The organism is Ezakiella massiliensis (genome assembly GCF_059862345.1).
Genome location: NZ_JCBCEO010000002.1, coordinates 198,065 through 224,433 on the forward strand (window position 1 = coordinate 198,065; position 26,369 = coordinate 224,433).

Below are 26,369 nucleotides of genomic sequence, written 5' to 3' on the forward strand. Positions count from 1 at the left end.
ACAATTTTAAAAGAGGTTATTATGGAAAAGTTTAAATTTAGGATGGATAATTTAATAAAGAACATGGTTTACAATCGCAAGCTGACCATAGTGGTGCTTTTGACGGTTGTTATTTCCATGTTTTTTCCCTTTATGACCATTTCTAATTTGATGTACCAAGCCAGAGAGGACACCATGAAGGGCCTCTACCGTGAGGGTGATCTCAAGTTAAGTTATGTCGGCGAGTGCGTAGAGCCGGACGCTTTTCGCGGAACTTTGGACAAGCTCTTTGACAGCCATGTGGATTATTTTTTTATAAGTCCAGTTTCTCCAGTCTCGGTTGCTGGACAAACTTTCGTTCACACGATCGCCGGCCTTGATGAGGGCATGGTTGAAAAGCCCATGCTGATTTTGGAGGGGAGGAATTTGACTGCAGAGGAAATAAAAAATGGGGCTGATGTGTGTTTGATTAGACCTACTGCAAAAGAACTCTCCAATGTAAAGATCGGCGAATATGTTTCCTACAAGGGGAAAAAGCTGGAGGTCGTTGGCAAGTATTCCAGCAGGGATGTCTTTGCAAGCGTCGCTATGCCAGCCAAGACTCTGGCAAAGATATCCAAGGGCAGCAGCCTCCAATATTATTTGCTCTTTACCGGAGTGGATGAAGATCCGGACCAAATTGTAAGTACCATCAGAAAAAATGTGGACGGGATTACTGCCGATAGGATCATGACTGCTGACTATAAAGAGCTGGTCAAGCGGGAAGAGGAGGGCAAGCGGATGAATTTTAAATACAACATCCTAAGTGGGCTTTTGATTTCCTTTGTTTCCTTGGTGACCATAATTGCAATTTACATTGGTAGGCTCTTGCAAAACAAAAGAAATATTGGCATTAAACTTAGCCAGGGGTCAAGCAGGAGGGATATTTTGATAGATTCGATTTTGGAAGTCCTGATTTTTTCTCTCTTTGCCATTTTGATAAATTCTCTTATATTTGCCTTTGGCTCATCCTTTTTATCTTCCTTTATCAACTTATACAAAGAACCTTTATTTTATTTGGTCTCCAGCCTGGTAGTTATTTTGCTTTCGGTTTTGCTGGGTCTAATTGGCGGACTTTACGTCACCAGGTCTAGCGTTAGCGATATGGTAGGTGCATGATGAAGTATTCATTTCAAAGAGTTAATAGCAGATTTATGGCCAAGGCCTATATGTATTTTGCCTTGTCATTTTTGATTGCCATTGGGACGGGAATTTTATTTATTTCCCTATCAAATTTGACCAGTGAAAATAGACTTTACAACAAGACTTATAAGGAACTTCAGACTACAACGACTGTAATTGAGCCGCAAGCAATGGGACTCTCTGCCATTACTTATGACGATTATCTTTACTTAAATGAAAAGTACAAAGACCAGATAGATATTTTTTATAGTGGGAACACAAAATTAAGTTTTATGTTAAATCAAGACTTTGTAAGCATAGATTTAATTTTTATTACAGATGATGAGATCAAGGAGCTCTGCGATTTGTCCTTTGACGGTGGGGCAATTATAGGCAGGTCGGCCCTGGAGTCTTTAAATAAAATTAAAAATAAAAAGCCCATTGAAGCTGGCCAGACTCCCAAAAATGGAGAGTACATTCCCCTGGATAACAAGGCAAGCTTTGATGGGGACAAATTAAAAATAGGGGGAGAGGATTTTTCTTTCAAGGTCATTGAAAGCAAGTATGAAACCCGGGTTATGGTTTACAACACCGACACGCTCTGGGACGGGACCAGTAGCGGAGTCAGGCTGGGCTACACCATATTTTTGCCCATAGAAAAACTCCAGGCTTTTAAAAATGAATTTAATGGGGAACAATTTATGACGCGGATTGCAATTAAAGAGGAAAATCCAGATTCAAATAAGCTTTGGGAAATTTTGGATTATCTTGGAGGGGCCCATCCCGAGTATTCTTATAGTTTAAACGACCAACTGGCCAGGGCCAAGGACAGGCTGGGCCAGATGACTTGGAACGCATCCAGGTACAGGATTTTATCACTGCTTTTGATCGCCCTGGTATCGATTGCAAGCTCAGGATTATTTTATATAATTTTTTATAGGAGAAAGAGGGACATTGCAGTTTCCATTGCACTGGGTTCGACCTTTAAGGGACAAGCTATGGAGCTTCTCTTGGAAATTACCTATGTGGTTGCCTTTGGACTCTTGCTTGGCATTAGCGGCGGGTCAATGATGGCTGACATTTTAAAGATTGAATTTAAATTTGAGCCTCAGGCATTTTTAATCACAGTCTTGGTCGCTATTGGGATAATTTTGGTAAGCGCCTACTTGAGTTTGAGGTCCCTAAAAGACTTGTCGCCAGTTGAAATTTTACAAAATGAATAAGCTGATAAGGGCCTTTATTGAAAAGCCATTAACAAAGTGCTATAATTAGGTCAATGAAAGGGGGACTTACCATGGGTATGAACGGAATGGGCGGTTTACAAACCATCCAAAAGATTCTTCTCTATACGCAAATTGTCGACAGCTATGTTAAATTAGCTTTGGATATTTGCCTAGTCATCGGCGTTATTGTCTTGATCAAATACATTAGGCAAAGAGCCTGCATCGAAAAATCTCAACACGATTGCGGTGTTAAAGCAAATGAAGCACAAAAAATTGTCCAAGACATGAGACCAAAGACCGTTGAAGAAGAAATGGAAAATATGGATATATAGATTAGAACCAGGCTGAGCCTGGTTTTTTCTTGGATTTTTTTAAGAATTTGACAAGGCCTGCATAAAAAAATTATAATAGGCCTGGAGGTAAGATAATGAAAAAAATATATATATTAATACTAGCTTTGCTATTGAGTCTATCTGCATGCAATAAGTCAGGCGTGGATAAGAGCAAGGAGACGGACAAGATTGAAGAGGCGGACACTAGTGAAAGCACGGATACTAATGAAAGCACAGACGCTAGTGAAAGCACGGACGCTAGTGAGCAGGCGGACAAGAGTGAAAGTGCGGACAAGAGTAAAAACACATTTAAGTTTTCTGCATTGGGAAATGCTGAATCCCAAGAAAAGACAGGCGAACTTTTAAAGGCAGCTGGCATTAGTCAGGAGAGAATTGACGAATTCCTCGGCCAAGTGAAAAAATACAATGACTATTATAACAATAAGTCAGGGGACTTTGTTGACTACGAGGAACCCGATTATTTGGATATGATTGGCAAGGCTCAGGCGGATTCAACTAAGACCCCAATCGGCCTTGGCAACAATTGCCGGATCACGACCTTTGGATTACTCCGTGATTCTATATATATTGGCGAAAAAATCGAGGACAAGACCTCGGTCCTGGCCTTTGACAAGTCGTCACTTGCCGAATCAAAACTTTTTAATGATGAAGACATGGAAAAATTCGAATCCTTTTACGCACCGATTGCCGCAGCTGACTCTGCTGATGCTGACAAACAAGTCGAGGCCATCAAAAAAGCCCTGGCTGATCGCAAGATTGAATTTACAAATGACAAGGCCAAGATGATCAGCGTCTATTTAAATTCCAAGGACGAAATCGACGGCAATATTTTATTTGTCGGCCACACAGGCGTCATGGTTGAAGATGAAGGCAAATTTTACTTTATAGAAAAACTCTCCTTCGAAGAACCCTACCAGGTTTTGGCCTTTGAAAGTAAAGAGCAGATGGTCGACCATCTTTTGAAAAAATACGATTTTCCGCTGGGAGAAAACACCGCTGGAGCGGTAGTATTTGAGAATAATGAACGTATAAAATAAAAAATAAAGAGAAGATAAAACTTATCCTCGCCCACGTGGCATCGAGCCTGCGTGTGCGAGGTGTCTCTAAAGTTTGCGTGGATATCTATCAGCATGCTTGACAAAATCCGATAAATCAATTAAACTTTAAGCAATATTAAAAAGAAAGGTGAGAAAATTATGAAATTATTTCTTCAAATGTCTCCATTGGCAACTGTCAAGGCAAAATGTATTTGTAGTTAATTTTTGATTGTCTAAAAAAATTAAATATTTTGAAAGGAGAAATAATGGAAACAATAGTATCTGCTTTATTAGTTTTTGTCTCTACATCAATTGACTACTTAGTTGTTTTGACTATTTTATTCGCCAGTCAAGGCAAGGAAGGTTTGAAATCAATTTATGCAGGACAGTATTTAGGTACAGGACTGCTTGTACTGGTTAGTCTTATAGCCGCTTACTTTTTAAATTTTATTCCACAAGATTGGATTATCGGACTTCTTGGTTTAATTCCATTAGGTCTTGGGATAAGATCAATTTTTGTGGATGAAGATATTGATGAAGAAGACATCGAGGGAAAAATTACCGGAGATGGATCAAAAATCTTAGCATTTACAAGCTTAACAGTGGCAATGGGTGGAGATAATTTAGGAATTTACATCCCCTATTTTACAGGAATGAGTTTGATTGAGATTAGTATAAGTTTAGTAATATTTGCGTTAGGGATTTTGATTCTATGCAAATTATCTCAAAGTCTCGCCTCAATTTCTGCTATCGGAGAGACTGTAGAAAAGTACGAAAAAATAATTGTACCAGTCGTGTTTATTGGACTCGGTCTCTATATATTGATTGAAAATGGAACGATTAATTATCTCATATCCATAATCACAAGCTAATAGTCTATTTTTATATTTCAGACCTATTAAAGAAAATCTTTAGTAGGTCTTTTTGTTTATTTAAAATTCTCTTATATGTCTAAAGAAATATGAGAAGTAAGAAAAAGAAGGTTTATTTGAAGAATGTTCAAAAGAATATGTAATAGTAAAATCAAAATAAAAATAAAAAATAATTTAAAAATCTGACTCCACAAAATTTGTGGGGTCTTTATATTTGCCGTGTAAATAGATATCCGTAGTAGAATGATTTTTTCTTGCCAACGGGACATCGAGTCTCCGTTGGCAAGGTGTCCACAATAAAGTGGACGGTACATGGCTACATGGATATACGTAGGAAAAATGCATTTGGTTTTTACTCGCCACTTGACACGACCGCTTTAATGGGATATAATAATCTTGTAAGAAATGGTTTTATAACACTAGGAGGGCTGTAATGATAATTGCTTAAGGAGGCTTGAGTCTCCCATAATTTAAAACTTAATATTATCACAAAGGAAGGTGTTATAAATGAAAGCGATAAAAAACTTTTTTCATTCGATTAAACTCATCTACCAAAGCAAGCCGTCGGTTTTTATTCCGCTAACGGTTTTTTTGCTTGCCATGAGTTTTGTACCAATTTTGCAGCAAAATGCCTTGCAAATTTTTATAGACCAAGCAGGCTCCATTGAATCTGTAAGGGAGGGGCTGATTATTTTGGCTCCCTTCTTTATAGCTCTCTTGATTGACCTGGTAAGTGGTCCTATCCTCATGTTTTTACAGGGGGATTTGACCGATCAACTTATCAGGAAGGTCAACTCCGACCTGCAAAACAAGATTAACGAGATCAACCACTTGGAGATTTTGGAAGATCCGTCTTATTATGACAAGATTGAGCTGATCGAGGGGGAAATTGCCTGGAGGCCGATAAATCTTTTGGTATACAGCCTTTCAGTTTTTAGGATGGCTTTGACTCTTATTATTATGATGGTCCAGCTGGCGACTTTTAGGGTGTGGATTCCAATTCTAATGCTCTTATCACTCATTCCTCAAAGCATTTTGCTTTACAAATTGCAAGTTGAGGCCTATGAGAATACGGTCACCAGGAGTCCGCTGGCAAAGGTCCTCAGGTATTTTTCGGATGTGCTTTTAAAGAGGGACTACGCCAAGGAGAGGATTTCCTTTGCCTTTGGCAAGAAGATTCAAAGCGATTATGAAAAGACCTTTGAAAGCATTTATGAAATTACCAAGAGGGACAGGCGGAAAAAAGGTCTGGCCTCTGTCATTATGTCCATAGTTGGGACGGGGCTTATTGCCTTTACCATTGGATTTTTTGTGTCACGAGTTATTGCAGGCGAGTTTACCCTTGGCAGCCTGGCACTTTTTATTTCCTATACGGTCTACACCGGCGCTTCGTCCATTACCCTGGTCCAAGAAGGGGCTCTTTTGATCGAGACCGAGCTCTTTATGGAAAATTATTTTGAGTTTTTGGACACAGATGTAAATATGGAGGCTGGCGACAAGGTTATTCAAGAGATAAACTCCATTGAATTTAAAAATGTCTCCTACCAGTACGCAGGCAGGGACGATTATGCACTGAAAAATGTCAGCTTCAAGGTCCAAGCACCCAATAAGGTCGCCCTGGTGGGCATAAACGGATCGGGCAAGACAACTCTGATCAAGCTCATCTTGAGACTTTACGATCCGACTGATGGAGAAATTTTTATAAACGGAGAAAACATAAAGGCCTATGATTTAAAGGCCCTCAGGAAATGCTTTGGCATCCTTTACCAAGACTTCAATAAATTTGAAATTTCCGCATTGGAAAATATAATTATTTCCGACACGGAAGATGAATTAAACAAAGGACGACTACAAGACGCCCTCAAAAACAGTGGGGCTGATGATGTGGTCGACAGTCTAAAAAATGGCCTGGATACAAATTTGGGCAAGCTTTACGAAGACGGGACAGACTTATCTGGAGGCCAATGGCAAAAGATTGCCTGTGCCCGCGCCTTTTATAAAGAGTCATCGTGCAAGATCTTTGACGAACCATCGTCAGCTCTGGACCCAATCAGCGAACGCGATTTTTGGGACAGGTTAATGGCATGGAGCGAAAAAGATTTGACCATCTTTACAAGTCACAGACTCCAAGGCATTAAAAATGCAGGATATTTCTTGGTTTTGAAAAATGGAGATTTGGTTGAAGAGGGGACATTTGATGAGGTCTTCAATTTGAAGGGAGAGTTTTATAATCTATATAATGCACAAAAATAGAAATATAGAGAAGCAGACGTTCAAGAATACGTCTGCTTTTTTGGTTTTAACGACGAATGTTCATGCCCACAAGGGGCAATCACATTCGCCTAATGTCCACAATAAAGTGGACGGTACATGGCTACATGAATATCCGTTGAGAAAATTATTCCATTTATAGATCGCTTTGCGGTGTAGGGTCAACTTGCAGCCCTGCCCAAGAGACAAGTCCGCAAGGACGCCGTCGATTGGTATGCAGCGACTCACGCAACCTCTTGTTCAATCGTTGGACCGAAGGGAAAAACGATTGAGGACAAGAGTCTGAGGAGAATGTGGACCGCCACAACCGTGATCCCCCTTGTGGGGTGAGGGGGTGTGGAATTATATACGCTAAATTTTTATTGGGGCAATTTTTTGGGCTACATGAATATCCATCGGAAAAATGTTTCTTCTCTTCCTATTATATAGGGGCATATATTTATCTTTTATAAACACAATTTATTTTTAATGTCTAGAATTTTCCTTCGGATAAAAATTTTTGGCCGAAATAAATCGGCCGCTACCCGCTGCGCGAAATTTTTATCCTCTTGGGCGAGAAATATATTTTCCCTCGCCACACATCCAAACGAAACTTAACTGCATACACTTGTTATTTTTATCCCGTCTTTTAACTTTGATGGTTTTTATAAGTTTTTTTTAAAAAAATACTTGATAGATTTATTCATTTTTGTTATACTAGTTAAGTGCCCGGAGTCGAGGCGTAGAAGCGAGAAGTTGCTTGCGGATGCAAGGTAATTTTCGTGGAGAAGTTGGACTAGATTCCAACGAAACCAACAGCGTCTGACCGGTTTTTCTTTTGAAGCGGAATAAGAAACACACGGTTGCGTTGTAGGTGACGTCGTATGTAGGGCAAATCATACGAAGGAGGGTATTATGAGCACAAATAACAAAATCAGAATCCGTCTTAAAGCATATGATCACGAGGTTCTTGATAATTCAGCAAAGAAGATCGTTGAAACTGCTAAGAGAACAGGCGTTGAAGTGTCTGGACCGGTTCCACTGCCAACACGCAAGGAAGTTGTTACTATCCTACGTTCTGTTCACGTTAACAAGGATTCAAGAGAACAATTTGAGCAAAGAACTCATAAGAGGTTGATTGATATTATCAATCCTACACAAGCTACTGTGGACGCTCTTATGAAGATGAATCTACCAGCAGGCGTAGATATCGAAATCAAGCTATAAGACATTTATATGATTGAAGGTCAATCCGCTATAAAATATGGAGGTGCTTAATGAAAGGCATTATGGGTAAAAAACTCGGCATGACACAAGTATTCGGACCAACAGGCGAACTTGTGGCCGTAACTGTTGTTGAAGCAACACCAAACGTTGTTGTTCAAAAGAAGACAGTTGAAAAGGAAGGATACAATTCAGTTCAACTTGGATTTGATCCTATTAGAGAAAAATTGGCTAACAAACCAGCTCAAGGTCATTTTAAGAAGGCTGGCGTTAAACCAATGCGTTATTTAAAAGAATTAAGAGATTCTTCTCTCCAAGATTTAGAACTTGGAAGCGAAGTAAAGGTTGATATTTTTGAAGAAGGTAATTTTGTAGACGTTATTGGTACTTCTAAAGGTAAGGGAACTTTGGGTGTTGTTCAAAGACACGGTTTCCAAAGAGGTCGTATGAGTCACGGTTCAAAATTCCACAGAAGACCAGGCGGTCTATCAGCTGCTACTTATCCAGGACGTGTTTTTAAAGGTCACAGAATGATGGGTAAGACTGGTCACGAACAAGTAACTGTACAAAATCTTGAACTTATTAGAGTGGATGCAGATAAGAATTTACTTTTAATTAAAGGTGCTATTCCTGGTCCAAAGAACTCTATGGTTCTTGTAAAGAGTGCACATAAGAAATAAAGGAGGACGAGATGCCTAAGATTAAAGTTTTAAATATGAAGGGTGAAGAAATTAAAGAAATCGATCTTCCGGAAGAACTTTTTGCTGCAACGATTAGCGAAGCCTCTGTTCACCAAGCTGTTGTTAATCAATTAGCAAATAAACGTCAAGGTACACAAAGCGCAAAAACTCGTGCAGAGGTTAGAGGCGGCGGAAGAAAGCCATGGAGACAAAAGGGTACTGGTCGTGCTAGACAAGGTTCTATCAGATCACCTCAATGGAAGGGTGGCGGTGTTGTATTTGCACCAAAGCCAAGAGATTACTCCTACAAGCTTCCTAGATCAACTAGACAAGCTGCTTTAAGATCAGTTTTGACAAGCAAGTTTGAAGAAGGCAAGTTGGTAGTTGTTGATAATATTACTTTTGACGCTCCAAAGACCAAGGATATGGTTAGCTTCATTTCAAATGTTGGTGCAGTTAAGCCACTTATTGTAACTGAAAAGGTTGACAAGAATGTTTACATTTCAGCTAGAAATTTACAAAAGACAGCAGTAACTTTCGCAGATCTTATCAATGTATATGACATCTTAAAGCACGATACACTTGTTGTAAGTGAAGCTGCTTTAGCAAGGATTGAGGAGGTATTTATATAATGAATGCTTACGATATAATTATCCGTCCTATCGTCACAGAAAAATCTATGGATGATATGGCTGAAAGAAAATACACTTTTAAGGTTAACAGAAAGTCAAACAAGACTGAAGTTAAAAAGGCTGTTGAAGAAATTTTCGACGTTGAAGTTGAAAAGGTTAACATTGTTAAGATGCCTGGCAAAAAGAAACGTCAAGGTATGATCGAAGGTAGAACATCTGACTGGAAGAAAGCTATTGTTAAGCTTAAAGAAGGTTCAAAGCAAATTGAGTTCTTCGAAGGTCTAGAATAGGAGGCTAAAGATGGCGATTAAAGGATTTAAGCCAGTAACCCCTGGTAGACGTCACATGACGGTTTCAACTTTTGAGGAAATTACAAAGACAAGTCCTGAAAAGAGCTTGCTTGTAAGTCTTCCAAAAAATGCTGGAAGAAACTCAAGAGGTATGATTACTATGCGTCACAGAGGTGGCGGGGCTAAAAAGAAATATAGAATCATCGATTTCAAGAGAGATAAAGACGGTATCGAAGGCGTAGTAAACGCTATCGAATACGATCCAAATAGAAGTGCAAACATTGCTCTTATTTTCTATCGTGATGGTGAAAAGAGATACATTCTTCATCCAGATGGATTAAAGGTTGGCGATGTTATCGTTTCAGGTGAAGATGCTGATATCAAGGTTGGTAATGCTCTTAAATTAAAGGACATCCCAGTTGGTACAGTTGTTCACAACGTTGAGTTAAAACCTGGCAAGGGCGGACAACTTGCTCGTTCAGCAGGTATCTCAGCTCAGCTTATGGGTAAGGAAGGCAAATATGCTATCCTCAGATTACCTTCAGGCGAAATGAGAATGGTTTTACTTGAATGTAAGGCTACAATTGGTGAAGTTGGCAACTCAACTCACGAGCTTATCACTATTGGTAAGGCTGGTAGAAGCCGTTACTTGGGCAGACGTCCACACGTAAGAGGTTCAGCTATGAACCCTGTTGACCACCCTCACGGTGGTGGTGAAGGTAGAGCACCAGTTGGTCGTCCATCACCAATGACTCCATGGGGCAAGAAGAGCCGCGGGGTTAAGACACGTAAGAAGAATAACAAGTCTAATAGCTTAATTATTAGAAGAAGAACCAAGTAAGGAGGAATAATTTGAGTAGATCAATTAAAAAAGGGCCTTTCGTAGATGATCATCTGATGAAAAAGATTGAAGCATTAAACGAAGCTAATGAGAAAAAAGTTATTAAAACATGGTCTAGAAGATCAACTATATTCCCTGAATTTGTAGGCCACACAATTGCTGTTCATGACGGCAGAAAACACGTTCCTGTATATGTTACAGAAGATATGGTTGGCCACAAACTTGGCGAATTTGTTTTGACAAGAACCTTTAAGGGTCATGGCGGAAAAGACGCTAAAGCAGTAAGTAGGTAGGGGGAAGTTATGGAAACAAGAGCAATTGCAAAATATGTTAGAATTGCCCCAAGAAAAGTTCACTTTATTTGTGACGAAATCAGAGGCAAGCAAGTTGATGATGCGTTAGCTTTCCTAATGTTTACACCTAAAAAGGGTGCACGCATTCTATCGGATGTTTTAAAATCCGCAGTGGCTAATGCTGAACATAACAACAATGCTGATAGATCAAAATTATATGTTAAGGACGCTTATGCAAACGACGGTCCAAGAATGAAGAGATATCGTCCAAAGGCTAAGGGTATGGCATATCCAATTTTAAAACGTACTAGTCACATCGGCGTAGTAGTCGAAGAAAGATAAGGAGAGTGTTATGGGTCAAAAAGTAAATCCACACGGCTTAAGAGTTGGCGTTATTAAAGACTGGGATTCCACATGGTTTGCGAATAAAAAAGACTTTTCTGATCTTTTGGTAGAAGACTACAATATCAGAAATTTCATTAAAAAAGAGTTATATCAAGCTGGAATTTCAAAGGTTAACATCGAACGCGCAGCCGGTAAGGTTAAGGTTTCAATCTACACACAAAAGCCAGGTGTAGTTATCGGTAGAGGCGGCGAAGGTGTTGAAGCCCTACGCGCTAAATTAAGCAAGATGACAGGTAAGGACGTTGTAGTAAACGTTGAAGAAATAAAAAATCCTGATGTTGATGCACAACTTGTTGCAGAAAACATTGCAGGTGCGCTAGAAAGACGTATCGCATTCCGTCGTGCTATGAAATCAGCAATTCAAAGATCAATGAGAGCGGGTGCACTTGGTATTAAAACCCAAGTTTCAGGTCGTCTAGGAGGAGCAGATATCGCAAGAGCTGAAGGTTATAGTGAAGGAACAATTCCTCTACAAACTTTAAGAGCTGATATCGATTATGGTTTTGCAGAAGCAAACACAACTTATGGTAAGATTGGTGTTAAGGTTTGGATCTACAAAGGTGAAGTTCTAAACGGCGTTTTACCAGAAATCGAACCTCCACGCGATGATAGAAAGAAAAGAAGAAGAAAAAGATTTGTCAAGGGACAAGCCGGACAATCTAAGTAAGTAGGAGGAAATAATTATGTTGATGCCTAAAAGAGTAAAAAGAAGAAGAGTCCACCGTGGCAGAATGAAAGGTAGTGCTCAAAGAGGTAACACCATCACTTATGGTGAATATGCCCTCCAAGCATTAGAGCCAGCATGGATTACCTCCAATCAAATAGAAGCCGCACGTCGTGCTATGACAAGATCAGTTAAACGTGGCGGTAGTATCTGGATTAAGATTTTCCCAGACAAACCTGTATCACAAAAACCTGCTGAAACTCGTATGGGTTCAGGTAAAGGTGCTCCAGAGTACTGGGTAGCTGTAGTTAAACCAGGTAGAGTTATGTTTGAAATGGGTGGAGTAAGTGAAGAAGACGCAAGAGAAGCTATGAGACTTGCTGCTCACAAGCTACCAATTAAGACAAGATTTATCAGTAGAGATAATTTTGAACCAAAGGCAGGTGTTGGTAATGAAAATTAAAGAAATACGCCAACTATCAGATGCAGAACTTGTAGCAAGACAAAAAGATCTTAAAGCAGAGCTTTTCAATCTTCGCTTCCAAGCAGCCACTGGTAGTTTAGATAATCCTTTAAGAATAAGAACAGTTAGAAGAGAAATTGCAAAGGTTAAAACCATTGAGCAAGAAAGAGCTCTAGGTATCAGGAAGGAGGCATAATGATGGAAAGAAATTTAAGAAAGTCAAGAGTTGGCATCGTTACAAGCGATAAAATGGACAAGACTATTTCCGTTAAGATTGAAACAAAGGTAGCCCACCCTGTATACAAGAAGAGAATTAATCGTACAACAGTTTTTAAGGCACATGATGAAAACAACGAAGCTAAAATTGGAGATAAGGTAAAGATTACCGAAACAAGACCTCTAAGCCGTGATAAAAGATGGAGACTCGTTGAAATTATCGAGCGTGCTAAGTAAAAGGAGGATTATATGATACAACAAGAAAGCCGCATGAGAGTTGCTGACAACTCCGGGGCAAAAGAAGTCCTCGTTATCAAAGTTCTAGGTGGTTCTAAAAAGAGAATCGCTAAGGTTGGGGACATAGTAGTCGTTGCTGTTAAAAGTGCAACACCCGGCGGAGTTGTTAAAAAAGGAGACGTTCAAAAGGCTGTTATAGTTAGGACAACTTATCCACTATCACGTCCTGATGGCTCATATATCTCCTTTGATGACAATGCATGCGTTATTATAAAAGATGACAAGAATCCGGTTGGAACCCGTATATTCGGACCTGTTACCAGAGAGTTAAGAGCTGGCGGTTATATGAAGATCGTAAGTCTTGCTCCTGAGGTTTTATAAGGAGTGCTTTATGAGAATTAAAAAAGAAGACACAGTTATAGTAATTGCCGGAAAAGATAAGGGTAAGACTGGTAAGGTATTACGCACTTTTCCTAGAGAAAAAAAGGTAATTGTTGAAGGTGTTAATATTCAAGTTAAACACCAAAAGCCAATGGGACCAACAAAACCAGGCGGATTAATTAAAAGAGAAGGTAAGATTGATGTAAGTAATGTTATGTACTATGATCAAGTGAACAAGAAACGTACAAGACTTGGGTACAAATTCCTAGACGACGGCACTAAAGTAAGATTTAGAAAGTCCGACGGGGAAGTTATTGACTAAGGGGGAACAATATGGCTCCAAGATTATTAGAAAAATATAAAACTGAGGTTGTGCCTGAACTTGTTAAGAAACATGGCTATGAAAACGTAAATCAAGTACCAAAGTTAGAAAAGGTAGTTTTAAACGTTGGTCTTGGCAAGGCTAAGGACAATCCAAAGATGTTAGATGATGTAGTTAGAGAACTTGCACTCATTTCCGGTCAAGCTCCGGTTGTAACTCATGCTAGAAAATCAATCGCTAACTTTAAGTTACGTGAAGGCATGAAGATTGGTGCTAAAGTTACTCTTCGTGGCGACAAGATGTACTACTTCTTAGACAAGTTTATGAACATCTCACTCCCACGCGTTAGAGACTTTAAGGGCGTTAGCTCAAAGAGTTTTGATGGAAGAGGAAATTATGCTATCGGTATTAGAGAACAATTGATTTTCCCTGAAATCATTTATGATGAAGTAAACGATATTCACGGTATGGATATTGCAATTATCACAACTGCAAATACCGACGAAGAAGCTTACTCACTCTTAGAGCTCTTAGGTATGCCTTTTAAAAAGTAAGGAGGAACAATGGCAAAGAAATCAAAAATTGCAAGTCAAAAGAGAGAACCAAAATTCTCAACCAGAGCATATAATCGCTGCAAGATTTGCGGAAGACCACACGGCTATTTGAGAAAGTACGGAATTTGTCGTATTTGCTTTAGAGAACTCGCTTATAAGGGCGAAATTCCTGGAGTAAAGAAAGCAAGTTGGTAAAGGAGGAAAAAAGATGTTAACAGATCCTATTGCAGATATGCTAACTAGAATCAGGAATGCAAACCACCAAAGACATGCAACAGTGGACATTCCTGCTAGCAAAATCAAGCTTGCTATTGCGGAAATTCTCAAAGAAGAAGGCTACATTGCTGACTATGAAGTTATTGAGGAAAATGTGCAAGGCACAATTCGCATTAGCCTAAAATATATCAACGAAAAAGAAAGAGTTATTACCGGTATTAGAAGAATTTCAAAACCGGGTTTAAGAATATATGTAAATTCAAATGAACTTCCAACCGTACTTGGCGGACTTGGCATTGCAATCATTTCCACATCAAATGGAATTATGACTGACAAAGAAGCTCGCAAGCAAAAAGTCGGTGGCGAAGTACTTTGCTACGTCTGGTAAGGAGGATAAGATGAGTAGAATTGGTAGAAAACTAATTGAAATCCCAGAAGGCGTTACATTTAACGTAAATGGCCAAGACGTAAGCGTCAAAGGGCCAAAGGGAGAGTTAAGTCTCACAATGGTTCCTGAGATGAAACTAGAAAAAGTAGACGGAGGATACGAAGTTATCCGCTCGAATGATACCAAAAGAGTTAGAAGTCTACACGGCTTAACAAGAAGTTTAATTAATAATATGGTTGTAGGTGTACACGAAGGCTACAAGAAGGAATTAAAGATCATCGGTACTGGTTACAGGGCCCAAATGAATGGCAAAAAACTTGGTTTAACACTTGGTTTTTCACATCCACTTGATCTCGACATTCCAGAAGGACTTACAGTAGAAGTTCCTGCTCAAGATACAATCGTTGTATCAGGTGCAGACAAGCAAGCTGTTGGTCAATTTGCCGCCCACATCCGTGGATACAGACCACCTGAACCATATCTAGGAAAAGGTATCCGCTATGCTGATGAATATGTTCGTCGCAAAGTTGGTAAGACCGGTAAGTAGGAGGTATAAATGATTAACAAAGCTGATAAAAATGCACTGCGTCAAAAAAGACACCAAAGAGTGCGCAATAAGATTAGCGGTACAGCTGAATGTCCAAGATTATGTGTTAGAAGATCTTCAAAACACATCTATGCACAACTTATTGACGACGTAAAAATGGTTACACTTGCAAGTGCATCAACCTTAGATAAAGAATTTAGCCTCGATAAAACAGAAAATAAAGAAGCGGCAAGAGAAGTTGGTAAGCTAATCGGTAAACGTGCTGTTGACAAGGGAATCAAAGACGTTGTTTTTGATAGAGGTGGTTACATCTATCACGGACGCGTTAAAGAACTTGCAGATGGCGCTAGAGAAGCTGGCCTGAACTTCTAAAGTAGGAGGGAAATATGACCAATAATATTAAACCACAAGAGCTCGATCTAGAAGAAAGAGTTGTTGCTATAAACAGAGTCTCAAAGACAGTTAAAGGTGGTAAGAACTTCCGTTTTGCAGCTCTTGTAGTAGTAGGAGATAAGAATTCACGTGTTGGCGTTGGCATGGGCAAGGCTCTGGAAGTTCCAGATGCTATCAGAAAAGCTGTTGCAGATGCTAAGAAAAACATGATCCAAGTTCCAATTCAAGGCACAACTATTCCACACGAAATCGTTGGAATCAAAGGTGCAGGTACAGTTTTACTAAAACCTGCTAAAGAAGGTACTGGTGTTATCGCTGGTTCTGCTGTCCGTGCTGTTTGCGAACTTGCAGGAATTCAAGATATAAGAACAAAGTGCCTTGGATCAAATAATCCAAGAAACGTTGTAGATGCGACAATTCAAGGTCTACTCAGTCTGAAACGTCCAGAAGACGTTGCCAGAATGAGAGGCAAGAGTGTTGAAGAAATTTTAGGATAGGTGACTTATCATGGCTAATATTAAATACAAACAAACAAGAAGTCTTATTGGCAAACCTGAAAGTCATAGAAAAATTGTAAAGGCTCTTGGACTTAGAAGAATTGGACATGTTGTTGAAACTACAGACACACCACAAATTCGTGGTATGATCAAAAAGGTTTCACACATTGTAGAAGTTATTGACTAGGAGGTTCTATAATGAAATTAGAAAATTTACAAGCTTTGGAAAGAACTTCCAAAAAAAGAGTCGGTAGAGGAACCGGTTCTGGCATGGGTAAAACTTCAACTCGTGGTCACAAAGGACAAAACTCCAGAAGTGGTGGTGGCGTTAGACCAGGATTTGAAGGTGGCCAAATGCCATTATTCAGAAGGCTCCCAAAAAGAGGCTTCACAAATATTTGGGGTGTAAGCTACAAGGTTATTAACGTTCGTGACTTAGAAGAAATGTTTAACGACGGTGACACAGTTGATCGTGAAGCCCTAGTATCAGTTGGACTTATCCACAGATCAGACAAGAACATCAAAATCCTAGGCAACGGTGAAATTAGCAAAAAGCTTACAGTTACTGCTTCAAAATTCAGCCAAGAAGCGAAAAATAAAATCGAAAAAGCTGGCGGCAAAGTAGAGGTGCTATAATGATTAAGACCTTGAGAGATGCCTGGAAAGTAAAAGAATTAAGAGACAGAATGCTCTTTACTCTTTTATGTCTTCTTGTTTTTAGATTTGGTAACCAAATCCCAGCACCATTTATGGACATTAACAGGATTAAAGAAATCTTTGGTGCAGCAAGCGACAGCTTACTCGGATTTTTAGACCTTATGGCCGGTGGCGGCTTCTCAAATATGTCGATATTCGCCCTCAGCGTTTATCCACACATTACAGCCTCCATTATCATCCAACTATTGACAGTTGCTATTCCATCATTGGAACAACTTTCAAAAGAAGGAGAAGAAGGCAGAAAGAAAATTCAAAAGATTACAAGAATCGTTGGTGTTGTGCTTGCATTTATTCAAGCAGCAGGTTCAGTTTATGGAATCTACTCTGGCGCTATCGTTGCCAATAGATTCATCGAACACCTTTTAATCATCATTACACTAGTAGCAGGTTCAAGCTTCCTAGTATGGCTTGGTGACCAAATTACTGAAAAAGGTATTGGTAACGGCATGAGTCTTATCATCTTTATCGGTATCATCAGTAGAATGCCTGCAACATTTATGAAGCAAATCAGACTAGCACAAATCGGACAAATTTCATGGATCTCATTTGCTCTATGGATTTTAATCCTAGTTGCAATCTTTGCTTTCGTTGTTCTAATTCAAGAAGGTGAAAGAAGGGTTCCTGTTCAATACGCAAAGAGAGTTGTAGGAAGAAGAGTTTACGGCGGACAAGCCACACACATTCCAATCAAGGTAAACATGGCTTCAGTTATGCCAGTTATCTTTGCATCAACCTTTATGCAAATTCCAGGCACCATAGTATTACTAACAGGCGGAAACAGTGGTTTCTCCAGATTTTTGAGAAACTTCCTTACAACAGAAGGCAAGGTAGGTTTTTGGATATATTTGGTAATAAACATTATCCTAATCATATTCTTCACCTATTTCTACAACGCAATTCAATTCAACACAGTTGAATATGCAAAAAATATACAATCTCAAGGTGGATTTATCCCAGGTATCAGACCTGGTAAACCAACAAGCGACTATTTAGGAAGAACAGTCAACAGAATTACCTTTGTTGGTGGTGTTGCACTTGCAATTCTATCAACATTACCATTATTATTAGCACACTTTTCCAATTTGGAAGTCGGATTTACCGGCACAGGAATCATCATTGTCGTAGGTGTTGCCCTAGAAACTGTAAAACAACTAGAAGCACAAATGACAATGCGTCACTATAAGGGGTTCTTAGGATAATATGAGACTGATAATATTAGGACCGCCAGGAGCGGGTAAGGGTTCACAAGCAACTTTTATAAAAGAAAAATATAATATAGTGCATATCTCAACAGGAGATATATTCAGAGAACATTTGAGAAATGAAACCGAGCTTGGCAAACAAGCCCAAGTCTATATGAACAAGGGACAACTAGTTCCTGACGAACTCACTATAGAACTTGTAAAGGACAGACTCTCACAAGACGACGTCAAAGACGGATTTTTGCTTGACGGATTTCCTAGAAATCTAGATCAAGCAGCTGCACTAACAGACTTCTTAAAATCCAGAAACGAAGACTTAGATGCAGTTGTAAATCTTAACGTTGACAAGGCATCGCTAGTAGACAGAATCACAGGCAGAAGAATGTGCAAGGACTGCAAAGCAAGCTTCCACATCAAAAACTACCCACCCAAGGTAGAAGGCGTCTGTGACCACTGCGGAGGCGAGCTCTACCAACGTGAAGACGACAAAGAAGAAACAGTGTTAAAGCGTATTGGTGTGTACGAAGCCGAAACTGCCCCCCTAATTGATTACTACAATCAATTTGGACTTGTGCTTAACATTGACGGCAACCAACCTCTAGAAGAGGTTAGTGACCAAATTTTTAGAGGATTAGACAATCTTAAATGATAGATAAAATCGAAAGAGGGGCCATAGTCAGAAGTAAAGCAGGTAGAGATAAATTTAGATACTTCGTCGTAATCGAAGTCATTGACGAAAGCTACTGCCTAATAGCAGATGGAGATTTAAGAAAAATCGAAGCTCCAAAAAAGAAAAAAATATCTCACCTAGCCTTTACAAATGACAAGGCCACAAATATTGAAGATTTTGAATTTACAAACAAATCATTGAAAGCTCTAACTAAAAGTTACAATAATAGGGGGAATGGACATTTATGTCAAAAAAAGACACTATAGAGGTAGAAGGCGTAGTAGTCGACGCATTACCAAATGCTATATTCAAGGTGAAACTGGACAACGGTTATGAAATCATTGGCCACCTCTCAGGCAAACTCAGAATGAACAACATCAGAGTCTTACCTGGAGACAAGGTCACAATGGAATTATCACCATACGATCTAACCAAGGGCAGAATCACCTGGAGAAACAAATAATAAAGGGGATGAATTATCATGAAAGTAAGACCATCTGTAAAAAAGATTTGCAGCAAATGCAAAATCATTAAAAGAAAAGGAAAAGTGATGGTAATCTGTGAAAACCCTAAACATAAACAAGTACAGGGTTAAGGAGGACAAATAATGGCAAGAATTGCAGGTATTGACCTACCTAGAGATAAAAGAATAGAAATCGGATTAACCTACATCTACGGAATTGGACGCCCAACAGCAACAAAAATCCTTCAAGATGCAGGCGTAAATCCAGATACAAGAGTAAGAGACCTTACTGAAGCTGACGTAGCACAAATCAGAAACGCTATGGAACACATCACAGTAGAAGGTGACTTAAGACGTGACACATCACTAAACATCAAACGTCTACGTGAAATCGGATGCTACAGAGGCCTCCGTCACAGAAGAAACCTTCCAGTAAGAGGACAAAGAACAAAGACAAACGCAAGAACTAGAAAAGGTGTAAGATAAGGAGGTAAAAATGGCAAAAGCTAAAGGAAAAACAGCTAGAGTTAAGAGAAGAGCCAGAAAAAATATTGAAAAAGGACAAGCTCACATTTCGTCATCTTTCAACAACACCATGGTAACCTTATCTGACATGCAAGGCAACGTAATCAGCTGGGCATCAGCAGGCGGACTAGGATTCAAAGGAAGCAGAAAATCCACACCATTTGCAGCCCAAGAAGCAGCTGAAGAAGCAGCAAAAAAAGCCATGGAACACGGCTTAAAATATGTTGAAGTATACGTAAAGGGACCAGGCGGTGGAAGAGAATCTGCAATCAGAGCTCTACAAGCAGCAGGACTTGAAGTTACACTCATCAAAGATGAAACTCCACTTCCACACAACGGATGCAGACCACCAAAGCGCAGAAGAGTCTAGTGACAAACTTTTAAAGGGGGATGACTCATGGAAATTGAAAAACCTTCAGTACAAATACTGGAACAAAGCGAAGATAAAAGCTATGCAAAAATAGCTATCGAACCATTAGAAAGAGGATACGGTACAACGCTTGGCAACTCAATGAGAAGAGTACTTCTGTCAATATTGCCTGGATCCGCAATTTCTAATATAAGAATCCAAGGAGTGCTTCACGAATTCTCAACAATAAAAGGAGTACTTGAAGACGTTCCCGAAATAATACTAAACATAAAAGGACTAGCAATAAAAAGCTACACAAAGGATAACCTACTCCTAACAATCGATGTAACAGGGCCAAAAGTAGTAACAGGAGCCGACATAGTAACAGGCAGCGACTGTGAAATCATGAATCCAGATCACCACATCGCAACCGTAAACAAAGGCGGACACCTAGCCATCGACATGGACTTAAAACACGGCAGAGGCTATGTACTACAAGAAAAAAATAAGGCTGTCGCAGAAGATGGAAAAACAACCAACATCCAAGACATTCCAATCGACTCAGAATTTACACCGGTTAAAAAAGTAAACTTCCACATAGAAAACACCAGGGTAGGACAAAGAACAGACTACGAAAGACTAGTGCTTGAAGTCTGGACAAACGGCACAATCGAAGCAGACGCTGCAGTATCATTTGGAGCAAAAATTTTGATTGAACACCTAAACCTATTCGCAGACCTGGTAGAAGATGTGGACACCAAAGGCATATTAAAAAACAAAGGCGAAAAACAAAAAACAATGCTACTTGACATGGACATCGACCAACTCGAACTATCAGTCAGAAGCTACAACTGCCTAAAAAGAGACGGCATAGACACAGTCTCAGATCTGATTCAAAAATCAGAAGAAGATATGCTGGGAGTAAGAAACCTAGGTAAAAAAAGTTTAGAAGAAATAAAGAACAAGCTGGACGATATCGGTCTTAGTTTGAAAGAAGAATAATTAAGGAGGATTGTATGGCGCAAAGAAAATTAGGACGCACGTCCGACCACAGAAATGCAATGCTTAGAAACATGACAACCTCGCTACTACTAAACGGCAGAATCGTTACAACAGTAGAAAAAGCAAAGGAAACAAGGAGACTTGCTGACAAAATGGTAACCCTCGGCAAAAGAGGCGACCAACATGCAATGAGACAAGTCAACTCATACCTATACGACAAAGAGGCTGCTAAAAAAGTATTCACGGAATACAGCGAAAAGTATGCAGAAAGAAATGGTGGCTACACAAGAATATTAAAAACAACAGCCCGCCGTGGAGATGGCGCGGAAATGTGTATCATCGAAATGGTATAAGATAAAGACGATCGAAAGATCGTCTTTTTTGATGGGAAATTTGCGGTTAAAATTGCGAATTTTTGCAGTGTTCGACTTTTTGCGAACTGAAGCCCTGCCCAAGAGAGCGAGTGACAACGATGCTCGATTGGTATGCAGCGACTCACGCAACCTATTTCTCAAGAAAACGAGCCAGAGGCGATGTTTGATTGAATGAAATAGTCTGAGGAAAATTGTGGACATTAGGCGAATGTGATTGCCCCTTGTGGGCATGAACATTTGTCGTATAAACCAATACAATACGAAAATATTTTGCTTGCAAAAAATTTTCTTTAAAAAATGAAAATAAAAAACAATTTCAAAAACCGAAATACATAAAAAACTAATAAAATACCAAAAAAGAGAATTTTAAAAATGTAACACAAATGTAATATAAAAGAAAAATATAAAAACAAAAATAAAAAGCAAAATCGAAAGAATCTAAGCCTGTAAAATCAAGGACCAGGGGAATAAATAAAAAATAAAAATATCTTTGCCATTTTACTAATTAAAATATAAAATAATTACCATTGACATTATATATATATATATATATAATGGAAGTACATAGATTTAGGTGGATGCAAGCAAGTATTACACTAAAATAAATATAAATAAAATAGGAGGAAAAAATGAATAATTCTAAGAAATTATTAGCCCTGCTAATAGCCCTAGCCATGCTAGTGAGCTTCGCAGCGCCAACATTCGCAGCTGGTGAAGAACAACCAGTCCAAGCAGACCCCAATAGAGAGTATAACATTGAATTTAAATTCAGTGACGATATTGTGAATTTAAAGCCAGAGGAATTAAAAATAATAAATACGTACAATTGGAGTTCTGAGAGTTTAACAAAGGCAAAGGCTGGAACTCAACTTACAATCTATCCTGTTGACAACAGTAATTTTTCGTGGAATTCTTATTATAACTATTATTACGATGGGAAAAAAATAGAAGATCGTAAATTTACAATGCCTGATCACGACGTTGTTATATATGTAACTACAAAATCACACAAGGCAAAAAACTATGTTGTCTCAAAAGCTACATCACAGCCTACAGGTTGGGTCAAAGTAACTGTAAATGCAGGAGACCATGGTGGGTTTATACCTCAACCTCGGAGCAAAGGGGACCAACCTTATAAGAATGAAACTTTTTATGTAAATCCTTTGTATGAGGTAGAAATAATAGAAAGAAATCAAGCACATTTTGATGTAGTTTTTTTTGATACAGATTCTGGTTATAAGTTGAAAGATACTTCAAAGGTTAAAGGCATTTTTACAGAAAATACAAATAAAACTTTGGAATATGATAAATATCTTGATTATAAGGTTATCTTGCACAAGTATGGAACAGATGAAACTGAAGTATTAACCTTTGCTCCAACAGCTACTTATGAAGAAGTAGTAAAGGTATTGAGGTCAAAAGAAACATCTAACCCACCACAAGGACAAAAGTTTGCGGGCTGGCTTGGTGAAGAAGAACATGGTTCAAGAAAAATCTATGCACTTGATAAAAAGTATGATGAATTTAATTTTTTTAACGCAATTTATTTTAACAACCCAACATATGAAGGCAAATTAGAAGATGTAGACCTATATGAAGTATATACTCCAAATCGCATTGTGTACACAGGCCAAAAAGGTTGGAGGAATAATTTATCATTAGATTATGGAGAAGCACGTACTGTAGAAGACGGAAAAAAAGTTTCTTTATATGGTAATGATTATTATGAATATAATTTAAACACTAAGAGCTTTTCTTCAGAAAAATTTGATAAAGAAACAGAAATTAAAAAAGATTATTTCCTAGGCATGGATACATCTGGAAACAGTGAAGAAGCTAAGATTGAAATTATCGGTGAACCACAATATGATTACAAGGAAATGGCTGAACCAAAAATTGACCTAAGCAAAATGCTAGTTGGAATTAATAAATATGATGCAGAAGGTCGAGGAAGTACAACATATGTTCATCCTAGAGATTTTGCGGCCAAGGGTATTACACTCAATTACACAGATGGTCAAAAGCTAACAGGTGAAGACAATGGCAAGTATATCAAAGTAACTTATACAGAAAATGGCAAAGAATACTTTGTTTATACAAATAAATCCTTAGAAGTTATTGATGATGGTTTTGACAAGGATAATATTAAATCCATAAAAGTTACAAGGAACCCATCAACATCTTATCAAGTCGCTGACTCAGAACAAGTGAAATTTTATTTAGATAATTTAGAAGTTGAATTAAAAGCAGCTAATAAAGATAACACCCAAGCAGATGTGACTAGAAAAGTTTCCTATAAGGATTTTAAAGACTACGGATTAAAAGTTAAGATAGTTGATGGAGAAGACATCGACAATAACACCCTTGTTAAATTAGAATATAATGGCAAGAAGCTTGCTGTTTATTGGGACAAGGCAGGCAAGGATGTAGATGATGCTGAAATTGATACAGCCCTAGAAGTAGTTGACAAGGACGCAGCAAAAAAAGCAGCTTTAAAGAAAGCAAAAGAAGATGCTAAAGATAAAATAGATAAGCTTGAAAACCTAACTAACGATCAAAAAAATGAAGCTAAAGCAAAAGTTGAAGAAGCAAAAGATGAAGCTGGAGTAAGTGCAGCTTTAAAAGAGGCTCAAGATAAAGATGCTGAAATTAAAGCCAAAAAAGAAGCTGAAAAGGCTCTTGAAGAAAAGAAGGCAGAATTGCTTAGAAAGATTGATGAAGCAAATTTAAAAGATACAAAAGCTGTTGAAGCTTTGAAGAAAAAAGTTAATGATGCAACAGTTGATACTGATCTTGATGAATTAACAAAAGAAATAGAAGATGGAATCAAAACCGAACAAGACAAAGAAAACTTTGATGAAAGAAAGACTGAATTAAAAGGTGAAATTGAAAAATCTGATTTAGACGCTGAAACAAAGAAAAATCTAACTGATAAAGTTGATGCATTAGAAGATCCAGCAGGATTAAATGATATTAGACAAGAATTTGATGCAGCTAAAGAATTGAAAGCTGCTAAAGACCAAGCTAAGAAAGATATTGAAGCTTTAGAAAACTTAAACGATGATGAAAAGAAAGATGCTCAAGCTAAAGTTGACCAAGCAAAGGACAAAGCTGGAGTAGATAGTGCTGTTGAAGCTGCTAAGGCTCAAGATACTAAGAACAAAGAAGAAGCTGAAGCTAAGAAAGCTCTTGAAGAAGCAAAAGACGCAGCTAAGAAAGATATTGATAAGCTTGAAAATTTAAGTCCTGAAGAAAAGAAAGATGCTCAAGATAAAGTTGACCAAGCTGATAACAAAGAAGCTGTTGAAAAAGCTCTAGAAGCTGCAAAGACATTAGATGAAGAAAACAAGAAAGAAGCTGAAGCCAAGAAAGCTCTTGAAGAAGCAAAAGATGCAGCTAAAAAAGATATTGATAAGTTTGAAAATTTAAGCCAAGAAGAAAAAGATGCAGAAAAAGCAAAAGTTGACCAAGCTGATAGCAAGGAAGCTGTTGAAAAAGTATTAGAAGCAGCTCAAGCTCAAGATGAAGAAAACAAGAAAAAGAAAGATGCTGAAGAGGCAAGAGCAGAAGCAGATAAAGCTCAAGAAGCAGCAGACGCAGAAAAGGTTAAAGCTGAAGAAGCTGAAAAGAAAGCAGCAGACGCAGAAAAAGCAGCTGAAGAAGCACAAACAGAAGCAGATGCTAAAGCTAAAGAAGCAGCAGACGCAAAAACTAAAGAAACTGAAGCACAAAAGGCATATGAAGATGCAAAGGCTAAAGAAGAGGAAGCTGAAAAAGCTGCAAAAGAAAATCCTAATGATGCAGAAGCACAAAAGGCACTAGAAGAAGCTAAGAAAGCAGCAGACGCAGCAGAGAATGCTCAAAAGGAAGCCAAAGAAGCAGCAGATACTAAAGAAATCGAAGCTAAGGAAGCTCAAAATAAAGCTGACGAAGCCAAAAAAGAAGCTGACCAAGCTAAAGCAGATGCAAAAGACGCTCAAGACGCAGCTGACAAGGCACAAGATGCAGCTGACAAGGCCAAGGCTGATGCTGAGGCAAAAGAAAATGCTCTTGCTCCTACAGCCCAAGAAAAGGATAAAGCTAAGAAAGCTATAGACGCCTTAGATAATCTAAGTCCAGAAGAAAAGAATGAATTTAAGGATGCTGTTGATAAGGCTCAAACCAAGGGTGCTCTTGAAGAGGCTCTAGCAGATGCAAAGGAAAAGGATAAAGAAAATAAAAACAAACCGCAACCAGAACCAGAAAAACCAGGTGAAGATGAACCAGGTGAAGATCCTTATCAACCTTCAAATCCACCTTACTATCCAGGTTACTACTATGATGAACCAAGTCCAAATTATCTAAGAGACTACAGCAAAAAAGACGAATATAAACCTTCAGAAAGAAATGAAGATAAGAAGGATGAAGTTAAGGAAGAAGAAAAGAAAGATGCCTTTAAGACACTTTACTTCTACTTGGAAAAATATTACTATGAAATGGAATTAAACGGAAATATTAGCCAAATTCCAATGGACGTAGCACCAACAGCTATCAACCAAAGAACCATGCTACCTATCAGATTTGTAGCAGAAGCTATTGGAGCTACAGTTGAATGGCACCAAGACACACAAAGTGCAACCTTCACAAAGGATGGTATCACAGCAACAATCACTTTGGGTTCAAATATCATCCAAGTTTCAGACGGCCGTCAAATCGTAATGGACGCTGAACCAACAGTTATTTCTGAAAGAATCTTTGTCCCACTCACAAACATCTCACAAATCTTTGGCATGACCAATGGCGACCTAAGAGATGGCGTATACAATGACATCGAATGGGATCAAGAAAATTACAGAGTAATTATCACTGTAAGAGAAAATCAATAATAAAAGAAGAAGATAAATTATTCTTTTTGTAAATTCCTTTAAACTACAGCGGGGTTAATCCTCGTTGTAGTTTTTTGTTGGGAA

General features: G+C 38.6%; 37 protein-coding genes. All 37 read left to right on the forward strand.

Annotated features, from left to right (window positions below; all coding sequences use genetic code 11):
- Positions 1–21 precede the first annotated feature (21 nt).
- The 37 genes from AC6FXG_RS03845 to AC6FXG_RS04025 all read left to right on the forward strand — a co-directional run bounded on the left by AC6FXG_RS03845 (position 22) and on the right by AC6FXG_RS04025 (position 26,285).
- A complete protein-coding gene (locus AC6FXG_RS03845) occupies positions 22–1,137 on the forward strand; it encodes an ABC transporter permease (RefSeq protein WP_500571654.1) in 1,116 nt (371 codons plus the stop codon).
- Entirely contained in the window at positions 1,137–2,363 is a 1,227-nt protein-coding gene (locus AC6FXG_RS03850) for an ABC transporter permease (protein WP_500571655.1), read from the forward strand. Before AC6FXG_RS03845 ends, AC6FXG_RS03850 begins: the two co-directional genes overlap by 1 nt.
- A gap of 53 nt (positions 2,364–2,416) precedes the next feature.
- Positions 2,417–2,695 (forward strand): hypothetical protein, encoded by a 279-nt coding sequence (locus tag AC6FXG_RS03855; protein WP_500571656.1) that lies wholly within the window; start codon positions 2,417–2,419, stop codon positions 2,693–2,695.
- Between the two features lie 95 nt (positions 2,696–2,790).
- The gene (locus AC6FXG_RS03860) at positions 2,791–3,753 is read left to right on the forward strand and encodes a DUF4300 family protein (protein WP_500571657.1); all 963 of its coding nucleotides are present in this window, start codon (positions 2,791–2,793) and stop codon (positions 3,751–3,753) included.
- A 266-nt stretch (positions 3,754–4,019) separates the two neighbouring features.
- Positions 4,020–4,625, forward strand: a complete 606-nt coding sequence (locus AC6FXG_RS03865) for a CadD family cadmium resistance transporter (RefSeq protein WP_075574140.1) — start codon at positions 4,020–4,022, stop codon at positions 4,623–4,625.
- A gap of 507 nt (positions 4,626–5,132) precedes the next feature.
- The gene (locus tag AC6FXG_RS03870; RefSeq protein WP_500571658.1) at positions 5,133–6,878 is read left to right on the forward strand and encodes an ABC transporter ATP-binding protein; all 1,746 of its coding nucleotides are present in this window, start codon (positions 5,133–5,135) and stop codon (positions 6,876–6,878) included.
- Between the two features lie 912 nt (positions 6,879–7,790).
- Complete coding sequence (gene rpsJ, locus AC6FXG_RS03875; RefSeq protein WP_075574137.1) at positions 7,791–8,102, forward strand: 30S ribosomal protein S10; 312 nt, start codon at positions 7,791–7,793, stop codon at positions 8,100–8,102.
- Positions 8,103–8,152: 50 nt separating this feature from the next.
- Entirely contained in the window at positions 8,153–8,779 is a 627-nt protein-coding gene (gene rplC / locus AC6FXG_RS03880; protein WP_075574136.1) for a 50S ribosomal protein L3, read from the forward strand.
- 11 nt (positions 8,780–8,790) lie between these two features.
- Complete coding sequence (gene rplD, locus AC6FXG_RS03885; protein ID WP_075574135.1) at positions 8,791–9,411, forward strand: 50S ribosomal protein L4; 621 nt, start codon at positions 8,791–8,793, stop codon at positions 9,409–9,411.
- Positions 9,411–9,701 (forward strand): 50S ribosomal protein L23, encoded by a 291-nt coding sequence (rplW, locus tag AC6FXG_RS03890; protein WP_407920181.1) that lies wholly within the window; start codon positions 9,411–9,413, stop codon positions 9,699–9,701. Before rplD ends, rplW begins: the two co-directional genes overlap by 1 nt.
- A 10-nt stretch (positions 9,702–9,711) precedes the next feature.
- Positions 9,712–10,542, forward strand: coding sequence for a 50S ribosomal protein L2 (gene rplB, locus AC6FXG_RS03895; RefSeq protein ID WP_075574133.1), 831 nt, complete (start codon positions 9,712–9,714; stop codon positions 10,540–10,542).
- 11 nt (positions 10,543–10,553) lie between these two features.
- Positions 10,554–10,835, forward strand: coding sequence for a 30S ribosomal protein S19 (rpsS, locus tag AC6FXG_RS03900; protein WP_500571659.1), 282 nt, complete (start codon positions 10,554–10,556; stop codon positions 10,833–10,835).
- 9 nt (positions 10,836–10,844) lie between these two features.
- Positions 10,845–11,177 (forward strand): 50S ribosomal protein L22, encoded by a 333-nt coding sequence (gene rplV / locus AC6FXG_RS03905; protein WP_075574131.1) that lies wholly within the window; start codon positions 10,845–10,847, stop codon positions 11,175–11,177.
- Between the two features lie 10 nt (positions 11,178–11,187).
- Positions 11,188–11,907 (forward strand): 30S ribosomal protein S3, encoded by a 720-nt coding sequence (rpsC, locus tag AC6FXG_RS03910; RefSeq protein ID WP_500571660.1) that lies wholly within the window; start codon positions 11,188–11,190, stop codon positions 11,905–11,907.
- 16 nt (positions 11,908–11,923) lie between these two features.
- Positions 11,924–12,367, forward strand: coding sequence for a 50S ribosomal protein L16 (gene rplP / locus AC6FXG_RS03915; protein ID WP_075574129.1), 444 nt, complete (start codon positions 11,924–11,926; stop codon positions 12,365–12,367).
- Entirely contained in the window at positions 12,357–12,563 is a 207-nt protein-coding gene (rpmC, locus tag AC6FXG_RS03920) for a 50S ribosomal protein L29 (protein ID WP_099950088.1), read from the forward strand. The genes rplP and rpmC overlap by 11 nt, the downstream gene beginning before the upstream one ends.
- Before the next feature lie 2 nt (positions 12,564–12,565).
- Entirely contained in the window at positions 12,566–12,820 is a 255-nt protein-coding gene (rpsQ, locus tag AC6FXG_RS03925) for a 30S ribosomal protein S17 (protein WP_099950872.1), read from the forward strand.
- Between the two features lie 12 nt (positions 12,821–12,832).
- Positions 12,833–13,201: a 50S ribosomal protein L14 gene (rplN, locus tag AC6FXG_RS03930; RefSeq protein WP_075574127.1), complete on the forward strand. Its 369-nt coding sequence runs from the start codon at positions 12,833–12,835 to the stop codon at positions 13,199–13,201.
- A gap of 10 nt (positions 13,202–13,211) precedes the next feature.
- Complete coding sequence (gene rplX, locus AC6FXG_RS03935; protein ID WP_075574126.1) at positions 13,212–13,523, forward strand: 50S ribosomal protein L24; 312 nt, start codon at positions 13,212–13,214, stop codon at positions 13,521–13,523.
- 11 nt (positions 13,524–13,534) lie between these two features.
- Positions 13,535–14,077, forward strand: a complete 543-nt coding sequence (rplE, locus tag AC6FXG_RS03940; RefSeq protein ID WP_075574125.1) for a 50S ribosomal protein L5 — start codon at positions 13,535–13,537, stop codon at positions 14,075–14,077.
- Between the two features lie 9 nt (positions 14,078–14,086).
- Positions 14,087–14,272: a type Z 30S ribosomal protein S14 gene (locus AC6FXG_RS03945; protein ID WP_075574124.1), complete on the forward strand. Its 186-nt coding sequence runs from the start codon at positions 14,087–14,089 to the stop codon at positions 14,270–14,272.
- 13 nt (positions 14,273–14,285) lie between these two features.
- Positions 14,286–14,681 (forward strand): 30S ribosomal protein S8, encoded by a 396-nt coding sequence (gene rpsH, locus AC6FXG_RS03950; RefSeq protein WP_075574123.1) that lies wholly within the window; start codon positions 14,286–14,288, stop codon positions 14,679–14,681.
- A gap of 10 nt (positions 14,682–14,691) precedes the next feature.
- Positions 14,692–15,228: a 50S ribosomal protein L6 gene (gene rplF, locus AC6FXG_RS03955; protein ID WP_075574122.1), complete on the forward strand. Its 537-nt coding sequence runs from the start codon at positions 14,692–14,694 to the stop codon at positions 15,226–15,228.
- Between the two features lie 9 nt (positions 15,229–15,237).
- Entirely contained in the window at positions 15,238–15,600 is a 363-nt protein-coding gene (gene rplR / locus AC6FXG_RS03960) for a 50S ribosomal protein L18 (protein ID WP_075574121.1), read from the forward strand.
- A 14-nt stretch (positions 15,601–15,614) separates the two neighbouring features.
- Positions 15,615–16,118 (forward strand): 30S ribosomal protein S5, encoded by a 504-nt coding sequence (gene rpsE / locus AC6FXG_RS03965; protein WP_075574120.1) that lies wholly within the window; start codon positions 15,615–15,617, stop codon positions 16,116–16,118.
- A gap of 10 nt (positions 16,119–16,128) precedes the next feature.
- The gene (rpmD, locus tag AC6FXG_RS03970; protein ID WP_075574119.1) at positions 16,129–16,305 is read left to right on the forward strand and encodes a 50S ribosomal protein L30; all 177 of its coding nucleotides are present in this window, start codon (positions 16,129–16,131) and stop codon (positions 16,303–16,305) included.
- A gap of 11 nt (positions 16,306–16,316) precedes the next feature.
- Entirely contained in the window at positions 16,317–16,754 is a 438-nt protein-coding gene (rplO, locus tag AC6FXG_RS03975; protein ID WP_075574118.1) for a 50S ribosomal protein L15, read from the forward strand.
- Positions 16,754–18,034, forward strand: a complete 1,281-nt coding sequence (gene secY, locus AC6FXG_RS03980) for a preprotein translocase subunit SecY (RefSeq protein ID WP_075574117.1) — start codon at positions 16,754–16,756, stop codon at positions 18,032–18,034. The genes rplO and secY overlap by 1 nt, the downstream gene beginning before the upstream one ends.
- Before the next feature lies 1 nt (position 18,035).
- Positions 18,036–18,686 carry an adenylate kinase gene (locus AC6FXG_RS03985; RefSeq protein WP_500571661.1) on the forward strand — a complete coding sequence of 217 codons (651 nt, stop codon included), beginning with the start codon at positions 18,036–18,038 and terminating at the stop codon, positions 18,684–18,686.
- Entirely contained in the window at positions 18,683–18,973 is a 291-nt protein-coding gene (locus AC6FXG_RS03990) for an RNA-binding protein (protein WP_500571662.1), read from the forward strand. The genes AC6FXG_RS03985 and AC6FXG_RS03990 overlap by 4 nt, the downstream gene beginning before the upstream one ends.
- Complete coding sequence (gene infA, locus AC6FXG_RS03995) at positions 18,952–19,170, forward strand: translation initiation factor IF-1 (RefSeq protein ID WP_075574114.1); 219 nt, start codon at positions 18,952–18,954, stop codon at positions 19,168–19,170. Before AC6FXG_RS03990 ends, infA begins: the two co-directional genes overlap by 22 nt.
- Positions 19,171–19,188: 18 nt before the next feature.
- Positions 19,189–19,302 (forward strand): 50S ribosomal protein L36, encoded by a 114-nt coding sequence (rpmJ, locus tag AC6FXG_RS04000; RefSeq protein ID WP_075574113.1) that lies wholly within the window; start codon positions 19,189–19,191, stop codon positions 19,300–19,302.
- A 12-nt stretch (positions 19,303–19,314) separates the two neighbouring features.
- A complete protein-coding gene (gene rpsM / locus AC6FXG_RS04005) occupies positions 19,315–19,656 on the forward strand; it encodes a 30S ribosomal protein S13 (RefSeq protein WP_500571663.1) in 342 nt (113 codons plus the stop codon).
- Positions 19,657–19,666: 10 nt separating this feature from the next.
- Positions 19,667–20,065 carry a 30S ribosomal protein S11 gene (gene rpsK, locus AC6FXG_RS04010; RefSeq protein WP_075574111.1) on the forward strand — a complete coding sequence of 133 codons (399 nt, stop codon included), beginning with the start codon at positions 19,667–19,669 and terminating at the stop codon, positions 20,063–20,065.
- Positions 20,066–20,092: 27 nt separating this feature from the next.
- Positions 20,093–21,046, forward strand: a complete 954-nt coding sequence (locus AC6FXG_RS04015) for a DNA-directed RNA polymerase subunit alpha (protein ID WP_075574110.1) — start codon at positions 20,093–20,095, stop codon at positions 21,044–21,046.
- 14 nt (positions 21,047–21,060) lie between these two features.
- Entirely contained in the window at positions 21,061–21,399 is a 339-nt protein-coding gene (gene rplQ / locus AC6FXG_RS04020) for a 50S ribosomal protein L17 (protein WP_075574109.1), read from the forward strand.
- 650 nt (positions 21,400–22,049) lie between these two features.
- Positions 22,050–26,285, forward strand: a complete 4,236-nt coding sequence (locus tag AC6FXG_RS04025) for a copper amine oxidase N-terminal domain-containing protein (RefSeq protein WP_500571664.1) — start codon at positions 22,050–22,052, stop codon at positions 26,283–26,285.
- Positions 26,286–26,369 lie beyond the last annotated feature (84 nt).

Excerpts from the sequence above, each read along its gene's own strand:
- AC6FXG_RS03845 (WP_500571654.1), top strand. The coding sequence starts at position 22 with ATGGAAAAGTTTAAATTTAGGATGGATAATTTAATAAAGAACATGGTT.
- AC6FXG_RS03850 (WP_500571655.1), top strand. The coding sequence starts at position 1,137 with ATGAAGTATTCATTTCAAAGAGTTAATAGCAGATTTATGGCCAAGGCC.
- AC6FXG_RS03855 (WP_500571656.1), top strand. The coding sequence starts at position 2,417 with ATGAAAGGGGGACTTACCATGGGTATGAACGGAATGGGCGGTTTACAA.
- AC6FXG_RS03860 (WP_500571657.1), top strand. The coding sequence starts at position 2,791 with ATGAAAAAAATATATATATTAATACTAGCTTTGCTATTGAGTCTATCT.
- AC6FXG_RS03865 (WP_075574140.1), top strand. The coding sequence starts at position 4,020 with ATGGAAACAATAGTATCTGCTTTATTAGTTTTTGTCTCTACATCAATT.
- AC6FXG_RS03870 (WP_500571658.1), top strand. The coding sequence starts at position 5,133 with ATGAAAGCGATAAAAAACTTTTTTCATTCGATTAAACTCATCTACCAA.
- rpsJ (WP_075574137.1), top strand. The coding sequence starts at position 7,791 with ATGAGCACAAATAACAAAATCAGAATCCGTCTTAAAGCATATGATCAC.
- rplC (WP_075574136.1), top strand. The coding sequence starts at position 8,153 with ATGAAAGGCATTATGGGTAAAAAACTCGGCATGACACAAGTATTCGGA.
- rplD (WP_075574135.1), top strand. The coding sequence starts at position 8,791 with ATGCCTAAGATTAAAGTTTTAAATATGAAGGGTGAAGAAATTAAAGAA.
- rplW (WP_407920181.1), top strand. The coding sequence starts at position 9,411 with ATGAATGCTTACGATATAATTATCCGTCCTATCGTCACAGAAAAATCT.
- rplB (WP_075574133.1), top strand. The coding sequence starts at position 9,712 with ATGGCGATTAAAGGATTTAAGCCAGTAACCCCTGGTAGACGTCACATG.
- rplV (WP_075574131.1), top strand. The coding sequence starts at position 10,845 with ATGGAAACAAGAGCAATTGCAAAATATGTTAGAATTGCCCCAAGAAAA.
- rpsC (WP_500571660.1), top strand. The coding sequence starts at position 11,188 with ATGGGTCAAAAAGTAAATCCACACGGCTTAAGAGTTGGCGTTATTAAA.
- rplP (WP_075574129.1), top strand. The coding sequence starts at position 11,924 with ATGTTGATGCCTAAAAGAGTAAAAAGAAGAAGAGTCCACCGTGGCAGA.
- rpmC (WP_099950088.1), top strand. The coding sequence starts at position 12,357 with ATGAAAATTAAAGAAATACGCCAACTATCAGATGCAGAACTTGTAGCA.
- rpsQ (WP_099950872.1), top strand. The coding sequence starts at position 12,566 with ATGGAAAGAAATTTAAGAAAGTCAAGAGTTGGCATCGTTACAAGCGAT.
- rplN (WP_075574127.1), top strand. The coding sequence starts at position 12,833 with ATGATACAACAAGAAAGCCGCATGAGAGTTGCTGACAACTCCGGGGCA.
- rplX (WP_075574126.1), top strand. The coding sequence starts at position 13,212 with ATGAGAATTAAAAAAGAAGACACAGTTATAGTAATTGCCGGAAAAGAT.
- rplE (WP_075574125.1), top strand. The coding sequence starts at position 13,535 with ATGGCTCCAAGATTATTAGAAAAATATAAAACTGAGGTTGTGCCTGAA.
- AC6FXG_RS03945 (WP_075574124.1), top strand. The coding sequence starts at position 14,087 with ATGGCAAAGAAATCAAAAATTGCAAGTCAAAAGAGAGAACCAAAATTC.
- rpsH (WP_075574123.1), top strand. The coding sequence starts at position 14,286 with ATGTTAACAGATCCTATTGCAGATATGCTAACTAGAATCAGGAATGCA.
- rplF (WP_075574122.1), top strand. The coding sequence starts at position 14,692 with ATGAGTAGAATTGGTAGAAAACTAATTGAAATCCCAGAAGGCGTTACA.
- rplR (WP_075574121.1), top strand. The coding sequence starts at position 15,238 with ATGATTAACAAAGCTGATAAAAATGCACTGCGTCAAAAAAGACACCAA.
- rpsE (WP_075574120.1), top strand. The coding sequence starts at position 15,615 with ATGACCAATAATATTAAACCACAAGAGCTCGATCTAGAAGAAAGAGTT.
- rpmD (WP_075574119.1), top strand. The coding sequence starts at position 16,129 with ATGGCTAATATTAAATACAAACAAACAAGAAGTCTTATTGGCAAACCT.
- rplO (WP_075574118.1), top strand. The coding sequence starts at position 16,317 with ATGAAATTAGAAAATTTACAAGCTTTGGAAAGAACTTCCAAAAAAAGA.
- secY (WP_075574117.1), top strand. The coding sequence starts at position 16,754 with ATGATTAAGACCTTGAGAGATGCCTGGAAAGTAAAAGAATTAAGAGAC.
- AC6FXG_RS03985 (WP_500571661.1), top strand. The coding sequence starts at position 18,036 with ATGAGACTGATAATATTAGGACCGCCAGGAGCGGGTAAGGGTTCACAA.
- AC6FXG_RS03990 (WP_500571662.1), top strand. The coding sequence starts at position 18,683 with ATGATAGATAAAATCGAAAGAGGGGCCATAGTCAGAAGTAAAGCAGGT.
- infA (WP_075574114.1), top strand. The coding sequence starts at position 18,952 with ATGTCAAAAAAAGACACTATAGAGGTAGAAGGCGTAGTAGTCGACGCA.
- rpmJ (WP_075574113.1), top strand. The coding sequence starts at position 19,189 with ATGAAAGTAAGACCATCTGTAAAAAAGATTTGCAGCAAATGCAAAATC.
- rpsM (WP_500571663.1), top strand. The coding sequence starts at position 19,315 with ATGGCAAGAATTGCAGGTATTGACCTACCTAGAGATAAAAGAATAGAA.
- rpsK (WP_075574111.1), top strand. The coding sequence starts at position 19,667 with ATGGCAAAAGCTAAAGGAAAAACAGCTAGAGTTAAGAGAAGAGCCAGA.
- AC6FXG_RS04015 (WP_075574110.1), top strand. The coding sequence starts at position 20,093 with ATGGAAATTGAAAAACCTTCAGTACAAATACTGGAACAAAGCGAAGAT.
- rplQ (WP_075574109.1), top strand. The coding sequence starts at position 21,061 with ATGGCGCAAAGAAAATTAGGACGCACGTCCGACCACAGAAATGCAATG.
- AC6FXG_RS04025 (WP_500571664.1), top strand. The coding sequence starts at position 22,050 with ATGAATAATTCTAAGAAATTATTAGCCCTGCTAATAGCCCTAGCCATG.